A 12,325-nucleotide genomic window follows, 5' to 3' on the forward strand; every position below is an offset into this window, starting at 1 on the left:
GCGAGGGCGCCCCGGAGGCCGGGGCGCCCTCGCCGTCGTGGAACCCGCTTGTCAGCCCCGCTTGGCGGACTCGGCCGTCTCGTCCTGCGCCTCGCTCGCCCCGGACGCGGCGTCCGCGTCCTTCCCGTCCGCCGGGGCGGCGTCCGTCTTCTCCGGCGCCTCGACGGCGTCCCCGTTCCCGGCACCGGCGTCGCCCGTGGTGTCCCGGCCCGCGGTGTCCTTCGGCGCGCCGGCCTTCCCGGACTCCTCGGGCGCGGATGCGGCGGAGCCGGACTTCCCGGGGACGGCCGGCTCGGAGGGCGCCTGCTCGGTGCCGGGCTCGACCTCGGCCTCCCGGCCCGGCCGCTTCTTCGCGGACACCCACATGTAGGCCACCGCGAGCAGGAAGACCGCCAGGGCCGTCCAGTCGTTCAGCCGCAGGCCGAGGACGTGGTGGGCGTCGTCGACGCGCATGTACTCGATCCAGCCGCGGCCCACGCAGTAGGCGGCCACGTACAGCGCGAACGCCCGGCCGTGCCCCAGCCGGAAGCGGCGGTCGGCCCAGATGACCAGCAGGCCGACGCCCACGCACCACAGCGACTCGTACAGGAACGTCGGGTGGTAGTAGCCGGGGATCCGGCCGTCGGCGGAGGAGGTGATGTGCAGCGCCCACGGAACATGCGTCTCGCGCCCGTAGAGCTCCTGGTTGAACCAGTTGCCCCAGCGGCCGATGGCCTGCGCGAAGGCGATGCCCGGCGCCACCGCGTCGGCGTAGGCGGGCAGCGGGATGCCCCGGCGCCGTGCGCCGATCCAGGCGCCGAGCGCGCCGAGTGCGATCGCGCCCCAGATGCCGAGACCGCCCTCCCACACCTTGAAGGCGTCCACCCAGTCACGGCCCTCGCTGAAGTACAGCTCGTAGTCCGTGATCACGTGGTAGAGCCGGCCGCCGACGAGGCCGAACGGCACGGCCCAGACCGCGATGTCGGCCACCGTGCCGGCCCGCCCGCCGCGCGCGATCCAGCGCCGGTTGCCGAGCCAGACGGCGACGAAGACGCCGATGATGATGCAGAAGGCGTAGCCGCGCAGCGGGATGGGGCCGAGGTAGAGCACCCCGCGCGACGGGCTGGGAATGTAGGCAAGTTCCATGGCAGGGTCGACGCTACCGCAGCCGGACCGGCCCCACGCGGGGCGGCCCGGCTACGGGTCCATAACGGGGGCCGTCCGCACGGCCGGGGCGCCGCGGCGCCGCGGCCGCTCAGCCCTTGTCGGCCTGCTCGACCTCCTGCTTCAGCTTCGCCGGGGTCATGGACCGGTCCTCGACGATGTTCTTCCCGTTCAGCAGGACGGTCGGGGTGCCGGAGAAGCCGCCGGTCTGGAAGGCCTTGTTCGACTTGTCCACCCAGCTGTCGTGCGTGCCGTCCTTGACGCACTTCTGGAAGGCCGGGGTGTCCAGCCCGTTCACCTTGCCGGCGAGCTGGATGAGCCTGCCGTTGTCGGCGAAGGCGTCGTCGGTCTCCTTGGGCTGGTTCTCGAAGAGGACGTCGTGGTAGGCGGGGAACTTGCCGGCGTCCTGGGCGCAGGCCGCGGCGTTGGCCGCGCGCAGCGAGCCGGTGCCGCCGAAGTTGCCGTCGATCAGCCGGACCAGGTGGTACTCGACCCGGAGCTTGCCGGAGCCGGTCAGCTCGTTGATCGTCGGCCGGTAGGCCGCCTCGAAGGCCTGGCAGGCCGGGCAGCGGAAGTCCTCCCACACGGTGAGCGTCACCCGCGCGTCGTCCTTGCCGACCGGGATCGCGAGGCCGTCCTTGCCCTGCGCGCCGGAGGGCGCCACGGCGGGTCCGGAGGTGCTCGGCTTCCCGCTGTCGGAGGTGGCCGCGACGACGCCGATCACGGTCGCCAGGCCGAGGACGCCGACCACGCTCGCGCCCACGATCAGCGTGCGCCGTCGCCGCTCCGCGGCCTTGTGCCTCTCACGCTCGACCGCCAGCCGGTCCCGTGCGGTGCGCTTTGCCTCATGGTTCTTCTCGCTCACACCCCGAGAACGAACCGGGGAGGCGCAATGCGCCTCCCCGGTCCCAGGTCCACCCGTTCGGGTGAGCGAAGTGGCCGGTGCGCGCGGTGGCCGCCGGACCCGCCCGGCCCCACCCACCGGCCCGGCCCCACGCGCCCGCCCGGCCCCAGGTGGCTCCCGCGGCTCGTGGTCCGGGCCTGTCCGGTCCAGGCGTGTCCGGTCTCAGCCCGTCCGGTGGGGGCCTGTTCCGGTCCCGGCCTGTGCCGGTCTACGCCTGCCCGCGCACCCCGGCCGCCAGTTCGCCCGCCAGTTCCCGGACCGCCTCCAGGCCGGCCGCGTGGTCCGGGGCGTCCAGCAGCCGCTTGACGAAGGCCGAGCCGACGATCACCCCGTCGGCGAAGCCGGCCACCTCGGCGGCCTGCGCCTTGTTGGAGACGCCGAGGCCGACGCAGACGGGCAGGCCGGTGCCGGTGGCCCGGGTCCGCCGCACCAGGTCCTGGGCCTGCTCGCCGACCGACTCGCGGGTGCCGGTCACGCCCATCAGCGAGGCGGCGTAGACGAAGCCGGAGCCCGCCGCGGTGATCTCGGCCAGCCGCTCGTCCTTGCTGCTGGGCGCCACGACGAACACGGTCACCAGGCCGTGCTTGTCGGCGTGCTGCCGCCACAGCGCGGACTCCTGCACCGGCAGGTCGGGCAGGATGCACCCGGCGCCGCCCGCCTCGGCGAGCTCGGCGGTGAAGCGCTCGACGCCGTACCGGTCGATCGGGTTCCAGTACGTCATGACGAGCACCGGCTTCCCGGTGGCCGTGTGGGCCTCGCGGACCGTGCGCATGACGTCGGCGATCCGCACGCCGCCGCGCAGAGCGATGTCGTCGGCGGTCTGGATGACCGGCCCGTCGAGGACCGGGTCGCTGTGCGGCAGGCCCACCTCGACCACGTCCGCACCGCCGTCGAAGACGGCCTTGATGGCCTCGATGCCGCCGTCCACGGTGGGGAAGCCGGCCGGGAGGTAGGCGATGAGGGCGGAGCGCCCCTCGGCCTTCGCACCGGCCAGGGTCTCGGTCAGCAGCCGGCCGTTGCCGCCGTTGGTCACAGCCCCGCTCACTTGGCGTCCCCCTCGATCTCGGCGGTGTCGGCCTGGTCGGCGGCCACCTCGGCGTCGGTGTCGTACAGGCCGAAGTAGCGGGCGGCGGTGTCCATGTCCTTGTCGCCGCGGCCGGAGAGGTTGACCACGATCAGCCCGTCCGGGCCGAGTTCCCGGCCGACCTCCAGGGCGCCGGCCAGCGCGTGCGCGCTCTCGATCGCGGGGATGATGCCCTCGGTCCGCGACAGCAGGCGCAGCGCCTGCATCGCCGCGTCGTCGGTGACGGCGCGGTACTCGGCGCGGCCGGAGTCCTTCAGGTAGGAGTGCTCGGGGCCGATGCCCGGGTAGTCCAGGCCGGCGGAGATGGAGTACGGCTCGGTGATCTGGCCCTCGTCGTCCTGGAGCACGTAGGACCGCGAGCCGTGCAGGATGCCGGGCTCGCCCGCGGTCAGGGTCGCCGCGTGCTCGCCGGTCGCGATGCCGTGTCCGGCGGGCTCGCAGCCGATCAGGCGCACGTCCCGGTCCGGGATGAAGGCGTGGAAGAGGCCGATGGCGTTGGAGCCGCCGCCCACACAGGCGACGGCCGCGTCGGGCAGGCGTCCGGCGCGCTCCAGCAGCTGGCGGCGGGCCTCGACGCCGATGACCCGGTGGAAGTCGCGGACCATGGCCGGGAAGGGGTGCGGGCCGGCGACGGTGCCGAACAGGTAGTGGGTGCGGTCGACGTTGGCGACCCAGTCGCGGAACGCCTCGTTGATGGCGTCCTTCAGGGTGCGGCTGCCGGACTTCACGGCGACGACCTCGGCGCCGAGCATGCGCATGCGGGCCACGTTGAGGGCCTGCCGCCGGGTGTCGATCTCACCCATGTAGATCGTGCAGTCCAGGCCGAACAGCGCGCAGGCGGTGGCGGTGGCCACGCCGTGCTGCCCGGCGCCGGTCTCGGCGATCACGCGGGTCTTGCCCATGCGCTTGGTGAGCAGCGCCTGGCCGAGCACGTTGTTGATCTTGTGGGAGCCGGTGTGGTTGAGGTCCTCGCGCTTGAGGAAGACGCGGGCGCCGCCCGCGTGCTCGGCGAAGCGGGGCACCTCGGTCAGGGCGCTGGGGCGCCCGGTGTAGTGCACGAGCAGGTCGTCGAGTTCGCGCGCGAACTCGGGGTCGGCCTTGGCCTTGTCGTACTCGACGGCGACCTCGTCCACGGCGGCGACCAGCGCCTCCGGGATGAACTTGCCGCCGAACGCGCCGAAGTAGCCTCCGGTGTCGGGGACCCGGCCCTCGGGGTCCGGGATGAAGAACTCGCTGGGCATGCGGAAACCTCACGGTGAGTGCGGTGAGTTGCGTCGAACCGATCTCCGTGGGGGCGGGGCGGGCGTCAGCCGGCCGCGGGCCGGCCGGGCGCCGTCGCGGCCGTACGGCCCGGCCGGGTGGCCGGGCGCTGCCCCGCACCCCTGGCGGGACGCTGCCATCGCATGCCGTTCACCTGGCCCGGCTCGTCGCCGATGACGTAGCGCACCCGGCGTCCGTGCACGCGGCGCGCGGGCGCACGGCAGCCCCGGGGCCGGCAGCCGCGCGCGAGGCGGGCGTACGGGTCCCTGGAGGGCTCGGTGAGGGTCGCAGTCGTCATCAGGGTGAACTCTACCGGCGTACGGCTGTGGCTGTGTCCGGCCCGCCTCAGCCGCGGCCGTGCCGCAGCGCGGGGTGGGCGCCCGCCGCCACCAGGTCGGCGACCGCGGTCTTCGGGTCCCGGCCGGTGACCAGGGACTCGCCCACCAGGACGGCGTCGGCGCCCGCGTTGGCGTAGGCGATCAGGTCGTGCGGCCCGCGCACGCCGGACTCGGCGACCCGGACGAGGTGGTCCGGGATCTCCGGCGCGACCCGCTCGAAGGTGTCCCGGTCGACCTCCAGGGTCCTCAGATTGCGCGCGTTGACGCCGATCACCCGGGCGCCCGCGGCCACCGCGCGCTCCACCTCGTCCTCGTCGTGCACCTCGACGAGCGGGGTGAGCCCGATGGACACCGCGCGCTCGATCAGCGACTCCAGGGCCGGCTGGTCGAGGGCCGCGACGATGAGCAGGGCGAGGTCGGCGCCGTAGGCCCGCGCCTCCCACAGCTGGTACGAGGTGACGATGAAGTCCTTGCGCAGCACCGGGATGTCCACGCGGGCGCGCACGGCCTCCAGGTCGGCCAGCGAGCCGCCGAAGCGCCGCTGCTCGGTCAGCACGGAGATGACGGCGGCGCCGCCAGCCTCGTAGTCGGCGGCGAGCGCGGCCGGGTCGGCGATGGCGGCCAGCGCGCCCTTGGACGGGCTGGAGCGCTTGACCTCGCAGATCACCTTGACGCCGTCGCCCTTGAGCGCGGCCACGCCGTCCTTGGCCGCGGGAGCCTTCGCCGCGCGCTCCTTGAGCTCGTCGAGGCTGACGCGTGCCTGCCGCTCCGCGAGGTCGGCACGGACTCCGTCGATGATCTCGTCGAGCACACTCACGCGAGCGGCCCCCTTTCGGACGGTGATGGAATCAAGCGGGTGAAACCGGTGGTCACCTGCGATGGTATCCGCAGCGGGGCCCGCACCTCGCATCAGGTGGACCGCGGTCCCACTACCTGGACGGATGCCGGCGGATCAAGGGTGCAGCCAGCCGCCGAACGGCAGGTTCCGGACAACGGTGAAGAGCGCGAGCAGGACGCCCAGCGTCCACAGGTGGGCCGGACGGACGTCGAGGCGCGCCGGGCGCCCGCGCACCGCCCGCAGCACCCAGCCGGTCCACAGCACCGCGAACAGCAGGTAGCCGCCGACGGCGAGGGCGTTGTCCCGGAGGGCCGCGAGGAGGTCCCCGTGGACGAGGGCGTGGGCGCCGCGCAGTCCGCCGCAGCCGGGGCAGTAGATCCCTGCGAAGCGCAGCAGGGGGCAGACCGGGTAGTGGCCGGGGCGGTTGGGGTCGACGGCGCCCACATAGGCGAAGGCCCCGGCGACGGCGGCCAGTACGGCCGCGGGGACGGCGAGCCGTCCGAGCACGGCGCCGGGGCGCGCCGGCGGCTCGGGGCCGTCGGCGGTGCGTCTCGGGTGCGGAACGGGGGCCCGGCCGGGCCCCGCCCCGTGACGGTGGGCGTTCACCTGACGCATTGTGCCCGTCGCGTCGCGTACGCGCGCGTGAGGGGCGGCACCGGGCCGCCCCTCCATGTCACCCCACCGGGCGGCGCTGCGCCGTTCGGGTGTCAGGCGCCGGCGGGGCGGCCCTTGCCGGCGACCTCGTGCACCGGGTGCTCGTCCTTCTGACCCAGGCCCATCATGCGCATGACGCCGCCGGCGACGGCGCCGAGCAGCACGATGGCGATGCCGGCCCAGAAGCCGACAGGCTGGTCCGCCACCATGAAGGTGCCCGCGACGCAGAAACCGATGAAGGCGATGATGACACCGGTCCAGGCGGCCGGGGTGTGACCGTGGCTGCTGCCCGCCATGACTTGCTCCTCGTGATGTGTACGTTTCCGAGCCGGACGCTCCGGCCCATTGTCGCGTACCGGTGCGCGCCGTGTGATCGGGGGTGGCTCCTCGACGCCCCGGCGGCGGGGCCGGGCGGGGTGCACCCGGCCGCGCGGGGTGCCTTCGGCCGCACACAGTGCTCCCGCACGCGCGCGAGTGCGCCCGCACGCGCGGCCGTGCGGGGTGCCCCCGGCCGTGCGGAGCGCCTTCGGCCGCGCGGGTGCCCCCGTACACGCCCGGTGCTCTCGGCTGCCCGGGGTACGCCCGGCCGCGCGGGGTGCCTTCGGCCGCACGCAGTGCTCCCGCACGCGCGGGGGTGTGCCCGTACGCGCGGCCGTGCGGGGTGCCCCCGGCCGTGCGGCGCGCCTTCGGCCGCACGGGTGCACCCGTACACGCCCGGTGCTCTCGGCTGCCCGGGGTGCACCCGGCCGCGCGGGGTGCCTTCGGCCGCACACAGTGCTCCCGCACGCGCGCGAGTGCTCCCGCACGCGCGCGAGTGCTCCCGCACGCGCGCGAGTGCGCCCGCACGCGCGCGCGTGCGGGGTGCCCCCGGCCGTGCGGCGCGCCTTCGGCCGCACACAGTGCTCCCGCACGCGCGGGGGTGTGCCCGCAGGCGCGGCCGTGCGGGGTGCCCCCGGCCTGCGGAGCGCCTTCGGCCGCGCGGGTGCGCCCGTACACGCCCGGTGCTCTCGGCTGCCCGGGGTGCACCCGGACGCGCGGGGTGCCTTCGGCCGCACGCAGTGCTCCCGCACGCGCGGGGGTGTGCCCGTACGCGCGGCCGTGCGGGGTGCCCCCGGCCGTGCGGAGCGCCTTCGGCCGCGCGGGTGCGCCCGTACACGCCCGGTGCTCTCGGCTGCCCGGGGTGCACCCGGACGCGCGGGGTGCCTTCGGCCGCACGCAGTGCTCCCGCACGCGCGCGAGTGCGCCCGCACGCGCGGCCGTGCGGGGTGCCCCCGGCCTGCGGCGCGCGGTACTGCCGCCTGGCCTCCACGGCGCGCGGCGCGGATGGCCACCAAGTCCCCGCTGCCGCGTGAGCGCCACCGGGGTCCACTGGGCCGCCCGGCGTCCGCCGGGCGGCCCGTGGCCGCGGTCGGCGCGGAGTCGCGGCTGGCCCGTGGCCGCGGCCGGCACGGGGTCGCGGTCGGCGCGGAGTCGCGGCCGGCACGGGGTCGCGGTCGGCGCGGAGTCGCGGCTGGCGCGGGGCGTCAGGCTGGTTCGGTGCCGGTCGGGTCCTCGCCGCGGTCGAGGGCCTTCCACAGGTCCTCGGGGCGGTCGGGGTCGACGGGCCGGGCCGCACGGGCACGCGGCGCCCCGGAGCGGTCGTAGCGGCCGGACATGGCCGGCCACAGCCGGCCGTAGCGCAGCGCGAGCAGCCCGGCCAGCAGCAGCAGCGCGCCGCCCGCGGCCGCGACGTAGGGCCAGCCGGTGTGGCTGAGCGCGGCGGCGGTGGCGGCGGTGTCGCCGGAGGCCTGCGCGGCCTTCTCGTCCAGCGCGGAGCGGTCGGAGACGCCGCCCAGGGCGGCGGCGACGGTGCCGGCGCCGGACAGCGCCAGCAGCGCCGCGACCAGCAGACGGCCGGAGCGGCGCACGGCGAACACGGCGACGAGCGCGGCCAGGCCCACTATGGCGAGCGCCGCGGGCACGCCCGTGACCTCGCTGCCCCTGGCGGTGAGCGGGAAGGCGCCGCCGGCCACCGTCGCGGTGCCCTCCGCCCAGCGCTGCCGGGTGGCCAGCAGCGCCACGGCGGCGCCGAGCGCGCCGCACAGCAGGGCGACGGCGAGGCTCCGGCGGCCGGGCCGGGCGGGCCCGGCTTCGGTACGGGGGTGAGGTACGGCAGTCACGTGGTCCACTATCGCCTGAACCCCGGGCGAACCGTCACCCGGGGGTGCACACGAGACACGTGAGAAATGCCCCACCCGCGCGGATCGCGGCCGTCGCGCCCCGCGTCCTACCGTCCCGGCCGGCCGGCCTGCCGTCCCAGCCGGCCGGCGCTGTGCACCGCCCGCAGCACGGCGGCCGCCTTGTTGCGGCACTCGGTGTCCTCGGCGACCGGGTCGGAGTCGGCGACGATGCCGGCGCCCGCCTGGACGTACGCCGTGCCGTCCCGCAGCAGGGCGGTGCGGATGGCGATGGCGGTGTCGGAGTCGCCGGCGAAGTCGAGATAGCCCACGCAGCCGCCGTACAGTCCGCGCCGGGAGGGCTCGAGCTCGTCGATGATCTGCATCGCGCGCGGCTTCGGCGCGCCCGAGAGGGTGCCGGCCGGGAAGCAGGCGGTCAGCACGTCGAAGGCGGTGCGCCCCGGCGCGACGCGGCCGGTCACGGTGGACACGATGTGCATGACGTGCGAGTACCGCTCGATGGACATGAAGTCCACGACCTCCACGGACCCCGGCTCGCAGACCCGGCCGAGGTCGTTGCGCCCGAGGTCGACGAGCATCAGGTGCTCGGCGCGCTCCTTGGGGTCGGCGAGCAGTTCGTCGGCGAGCGCCTGGTCCTCCTGCGGGGTGGCGCCGCGGGGCCGGGTGCCGGCGATGGGGTGGACCATGGCCCGCCCGTCCTCCACCTTCACCAGCGCCTCGGGCGAGGAGCCCACGACGTCGAACCCGTCGAAGCGGAACAGGTACATGTACGGCGAGGGGTTGGTGGCCCGCAGCACCCGGTAGACGTCCAGGGCGCTCGCCGTGCACGGCGTCTCGAAGCGCTGGGAGGGCACCACCTGGAAGGCCTCGCCGGCGCGGATGCGCTCCTTGATGTCCTCGACGGCCGCCCGGAAGTCCTCGCCGCCCCACAGCGCGGTGTACTCGGGCAGTTCGGAGGGCGGCAGCTCGGCGGGCGGCTGGGCGACCGCGCGGGACAGGTCGGCCTCCATGGCGTCCAGCCGGGCCACGGCGTCCGCGTACGCCTCGTCGACGCCGGTGTCCAGGTCGTTGTGGTTGATCGCGTTGGCGATGAGCAGGACCGTGCCGTCCCAGTGGTCGAGGACGGCGAGGTCGGAGGTGAGGAGCATGGTCAGCTCGGGCAGCCGCAGGTCGTCCCGCTCCCCGGGGCCGATCCGCTCCAGGCGGCGCACGATGTCGTAGCCCAGATAGCCGACCATGCCGCCGGTGAAGGGCGGCAGTCCCAGGTCGTGGGCGAGGTCGCGGGGCGTGTGCAGGGTCTCGACGGTGGCCCGCAGGGCGGCGAGCGGGTCGCCCTCGGCGGGCACGCCGACCGGCGGGGCGCCCAGCCAGTGCGCCTGCCCGTCGCGCTCGGTGAGGGTGGCGGAGCTGCGCACGCCGACGAAGGAGTAACGGGACCAGGAGCGGCCGTTCTCCGCGGACTCGAGCAGGAAGGTGCCGGGGCGCTCGGCGGCGAGCTTGCGGTAGAGCGCGACGGGGGTGTCGCCGTCGGCGAGGAGCTTGCGGGTGACCGGGATGACGCGGCGGTCGACGGCCAGCTTGCGGAACGTCTCGAGGTCCATGGCGGCCGACCCTACTGATCCGCGGCGGGCACGCCGGAGGCGGCGGGGCCGGCGTCCTTGAGCAGGACGTCCGCCTCGAAGCAGGTGCGCGCGCCGGTGTGGCAGGCGGCGCCCACCTGGTCGACCTGGACCAGCAGGGTGTCGGCGTCGCAGTCGAGGGCGACGGACCTGACGTGCTGGACGTGGCCGGAGGTGTCGCCCTTGACCCAGTACTCCTGGCGGCTGCGCGACCAGTAGGTGCAGCGGCCGGTGGTCAGCGTGCGGTGCAGCGCCTCGTCGTCCATCCAGCCGAGCATCAGCACCTCGCCGGTGTCGTACTGCTGGGCGATCGCGGGCAGGAGGCCGTCGGCGCTGCGCTTGAGGCGCGCGGCGATCTCGGGGTCGAGGCTGCTGGGCCGGGGTGTGCCGGGCGTGCTGGTCATGGGTGCCATTGTGCCGCGCGGCCGCGGTGCCGGGGGGCGGCCGTCCAGTGTGCGGACTCGCAGCGTGGTCGTAGGCTGACTCCATGTCGACCTTTGCCAAGCGTGAACGGCTTCTTCTCGCCGACCTCTTGGAGACCACCGGGCCGGACGCCCCCACCCTCTGCGAGGGCTGGCGCACCCGTGACCTGGCCGCGCACGTGGTGGTGCGCGAGCGGCGCCCCGACGCGGCCGGGGGCGCGCTGATCAAGCCGCTCGCGTCGCGTCTGGAGAAGGTGCTGGAGGAGTACGCCGCGAAGCCGTACGAGGAGCTGATCCAGCTGATCCGCACCGGCCCGCCGCGCTTCTCGCCCTTCCAGCTCAAGCAGATCGACGAGGTGGCCAACACCGTCGAGTTCTACGTCCACACCGAGGACGTGCGGCGCGCCCAGCCGGACTGGACGCCCCGGGAGCTCGACCCGGTCTTCCAGGACACTTTGTGGTCCCGCCTGGAGCGGATGGCCCGGCTGCTGGGCCGGGGCGTGCCGACCGGCCTGGTCCTGCGCCGCCTGGACGGTCAGACGGTGGTCGCCCACCGGGGCGCGCCGGTGGTGACGGCGACGGGCGACCCCTCGGAACTCCTCCTGTTCGCCTTCGGCCGCCAGAGCGCGGCGCGGGTAGACCTGGCCGGCGAGAAGGACGCGATCGCGAAACTCGCGGAGACGAAGCAACTGGGCCTCTGAACCACGGGACCCCCGGCCCGCACCCGCGGAACCCGCGCGCTCGCGGCTTCCGGGGTGCGGGGCCGCGTCCCGTGCGTCGCGGGGGTGCGAGGACCGCGCCCCGCGCGCCGCAGGGTGCGAGGCCCGCGCCCCGCGCGCCGCAGGGTGCGAGGCCCGCGCCGCGGGGTACGGGGTCATGTCCCGCGCGCCGCAGGGTGCGAGGCCCGCGCCCCGCGCGCCGCAGGGTGCGAGGCCCGCGCCGCGGGGTACGGGGTCACGTCCCGCGCGCCGCAGGGGTGCGAGGACCGCGCCCCGCGCGCCGCAGGGTGCGAGGACCGCGCCGCGGGGTACGGGGTCACGTCCCGTGCGCCGGCGTCGGCCGATGGCGCGGGGCGGCGCGGCGGCCGGCGTGGCTAGCGGACCGGGTGGCCGGCGTCGCGCAGGGTCTGCTTCACCTGGCCGATGCGCAGGTCGCCGAAGTGGAACACGGAGGCGGCGAGGACCGCGTCCGCGCCGGCGGCGATGGCCGGCGGGAAGTGGGCGAGCGAGCCGGCGCCGCCGGAGGCGATCACCGGCACGCTCACGTGCTTGCGGACGGCGGCGATCATCTCCAGGTCGTAGCCGTCCTTGGTGCCGTCCGCGTCCATGGAGTTCAGCAGGATCTCGCCCGCGCCCAGCTCGGCCGCCCGGTGCGCCCACTCCACCGCGTCGATGCCGGTGCCGCGCCGGCCGCCGTGCGTGGTCACCTCGAAGCCGCCGGACTCGGTGCGGCGGGCGTCGACGGACAGCACCAGGACCTGTCGGCCGAAGCGCTCGGCGATCTCCCGGATCAGGTCCGGGCGCGCGATCGCGGCCGTGTTGACGCCCACCTTGTCGGCGCCGGCCCGCAGCAGCTTGTCCACGTCCTCGGCCGTGCGCACGCCGCCGCCCACGGTGAGCGGGATGAACACCTGCTCTGCGGTGCGGCGCACCACGTCGTAGGTGGTCTCCCGGTCGCCCGAGGAGGCGGTGATGTCCAGGAACGTCAGCTCGTCGGCGCCCTCGGCGTCGTACACCTTGGCCATCTCGACGGGGTCGCCCGCGTCACGCAGGTTCTGGAAATTGACGCCCTTGACGACCCGGCCGTTGTCCACGTCCAGGCAGGGGATGACTCGGACCGCCAGGGTCATGACTCCACGGCTCCTCAACCACACGCAATCTGAAGAT

The 12,325-nt window shown here is 75.3% G+C and carries 13 protein-coding genes; 1 reads left to right on the forward strand and 12 read right to left on the reverse strand.

Going from position 1 to position 12,325, the window contains the following annotated elements; genetic code table 11:
• Nucleotides 1–51 precede the first annotated feature (51 nt).
• The 11 genes from lgt to hisI all read right to left on the reverse strand — a co-directional run bounded on the left by lgt (nucleotide 52) and on the right by hisI (nucleotide 10,421).
• On the reverse strand, nucleotides 52–1,125 hold the full coding sequence (gene lgt, locus ACI2LW_RS19100; protein WP_404732370.1) for a prolipoprotein diacylglyceryl transferase: 1,074 nt from the start codon (nucleotides 1,123–1,125) through the stop codon (nucleotides 52–54).
• A 109-nt stretch (nucleotides 1,126–1,234) separates the two neighbouring features.
• Complete coding sequence (locus ACI2LW_RS19105; RefSeq protein ID WP_404732371.1) at nucleotides 1,235–2,008, reverse strand: thioredoxin domain-containing protein; 774 nt, start codon at nucleotides 2,006–2,008, stop codon at nucleotides 1,235–1,237.
• Nucleotides 2,009–2,255: 247 nt separating this feature from the next.
• On the reverse strand, nucleotides 2,256–3,092 hold the full coding sequence (gene trpA / locus ACI2LW_RS19110; protein WP_404732372.1) for a tryptophan synthase subunit alpha: 837 nt from the start codon (nucleotides 3,090–3,092) through the stop codon (nucleotides 2,256–2,258).
• A complete protein-coding gene (gene trpB / locus ACI2LW_RS19115) occupies nucleotides 3,089–4,372 on the reverse strand; it encodes a tryptophan synthase subunit beta (RefSeq protein WP_404732373.1) in 1,284 nt (427 codons plus the stop codon). Before trpB ends, trpA begins: the two co-directional genes overlap by 4 nt.
• Nucleotides 4,373–4,437: 65 nt before the next feature.
• Nucleotides 4,438–4,689: a tryptophan biosynthesis modulator TrpM gene (gene trpM / locus ACI2LW_RS19120; protein ID WP_404732374.1), complete on the reverse strand. Its 252-nt coding sequence runs from the start codon at nucleotides 4,687–4,689 to the stop codon at nucleotides 4,438–4,440.
• 47 nt (nucleotides 4,690–4,736) lie between these two features.
• Nucleotides 4,737–5,546 carry an indole-3-glycerol phosphate synthase TrpC gene (gene trpC / locus ACI2LW_RS19125; RefSeq protein WP_404732375.1) on the reverse strand — a complete coding sequence of 270 codons (810 nt, stop codon included), beginning with the start codon at nucleotides 5,544–5,546 and terminating at the stop codon, nucleotides 4,737–4,739.
• 135 nt (nucleotides 5,547–5,681) lie between these two features.
• Nucleotides 5,682–6,182, reverse strand: a complete 501-nt coding sequence (locus ACI2LW_RS19130; RefSeq protein ID WP_404732376.1) for a DUF2752 domain-containing protein — start codon at nucleotides 6,180–6,182, stop codon at nucleotides 5,682–5,684.
• A gap of 92 nt (nucleotides 6,183–6,274) precedes the next feature.
• Nucleotides 6,275–6,517, reverse strand: coding sequence for an HGxxPAAW family protein (locus ACI2LW_RS19135; RefSeq protein ID WP_404732377.1), 243 nt, complete (start codon nucleotides 6,515–6,517; stop codon nucleotides 6,275–6,277).
• A gap of 1,227 nt (nucleotides 6,518–7,744) precedes the next feature.
• Nucleotides 7,745–8,389, reverse strand: a complete 645-nt coding sequence (locus ACI2LW_RS19140) for a TIGR02234 family membrane protein (protein ID WP_404732378.1) — start codon at nucleotides 8,387–8,389, stop codon at nucleotides 7,745–7,747.
• 98 nt (nucleotides 8,390–8,487) lie between these two features.
• Nucleotides 8,488–9,999, reverse strand: a complete 1,512-nt coding sequence (locus tag ACI2LW_RS19145; protein ID WP_404732379.1) for an anthranilate synthase component I — start codon at nucleotides 9,997–9,999, stop codon at nucleotides 8,488–8,490.
• 11 nt (nucleotides 10,000–10,010) lie between these two features.
• A complete protein-coding gene (gene hisI / locus ACI2LW_RS19150) occupies nucleotides 10,011–10,421 on the reverse strand; it encodes a phosphoribosyl-AMP cyclohydrolase (RefSeq protein WP_404732380.1) in 411 nt (136 codons plus the stop codon).
• 83 nt (nucleotides 10,422–10,504) lie between these two features.
• On the opposite strand from hisI, the gene ACI2LW_RS19155 reads away from it, so the two are divergent.
• A complete protein-coding gene (locus tag ACI2LW_RS19155) occupies nucleotides 10,505–11,140 on the forward strand; it encodes a TIGR03085 family metal-binding protein (protein WP_404732381.1) in 636 nt (211 codons plus the stop codon).
• Between the two features lie 392 nt (nucleotides 11,141–11,532).
• Here the strand turns inward: ACI2LW_RS19155 and hisF are convergent, their stop codons facing one another.
• Nucleotides 11,533–12,288 carry an imidazole glycerol phosphate synthase subunit HisF gene (gene hisF / locus ACI2LW_RS19160; protein ID WP_404732382.1) on the reverse strand — a complete coding sequence of 252 codons (756 nt, stop codon included), beginning with the start codon at nucleotides 12,286–12,288 and terminating at the stop codon, nucleotides 11,533–11,535.
• Between the last annotated feature and the right edge of the window lie 37 nt (nucleotides 12,289–12,325).

This window comes from Streptomyces sp. NPDC004065, from assembly GCF_044903565.1.
In the GTDB taxonomy this organism is placed as follows: domain Bacteria; phylum Actinomycetota; class Actinomycetes; order Streptomycetales; family Streptomycetaceae; genus Streptomyces.

Coding starts and splice junctions, on each gene's coding strand:
- lgt (WP_404732370.1), bottom strand. CDS start 1,125: ATGGAACTTGCCTACATTCCCAGCCCGTCGCGCGGGGTGCTCTACCTC.
- trpB (WP_404732373.1), bottom strand. CDS start 4,372: ATGCCCAGCGAGTTCTTCATCCCGGACCCCGAGGGCCGGGTCCCCGAC.
- trpM (WP_404732374.1), bottom strand. CDS start 4,689: ATGACGACTGCGACCCTCACCGAGCCCTCCAGGGACCCGTACGCCCGC.
- ACI2LW_RS19130 (WP_404732376.1), bottom strand. CDS start 6,182: ATGCGTCAGGTGAACGCCCACCGTCACGGGGCGGGGCCCGGCCGGGCC.
- ACI2LW_RS19135 (WP_404732377.1), bottom strand. CDS start 6,517: ATGGCGGGCAGCAGCCACGGTCACACCCCGGCCGCCTGGACCGGTGTC.
- ACI2LW_RS19145 (WP_404732379.1), bottom strand. CDS start 9,999: ATGGACCTCGAGACGTTCCGCAAGCTGGCCGTCGACCGCCGCGTCATC.
- hisI (WP_404732380.1), bottom strand. CDS start 10,421: ATGACCAGCACGCCCGGCACACCCCGGCCCAGCAGCCTCGACCCCGAG.
- ACI2LW_RS19155 (WP_404732381.1), top strand. CDS start 10,505: ATGTCGACCTTTGCCAAGCGTGAACGGCTTCTTCTCGCCGACCTCTTG.
- hisF (WP_404732382.1), bottom strand. CDS start 12,288: ATGACCCTGGCGGTCCGAGTCATCCCCTGCCTGGACGTGGACAACGGC.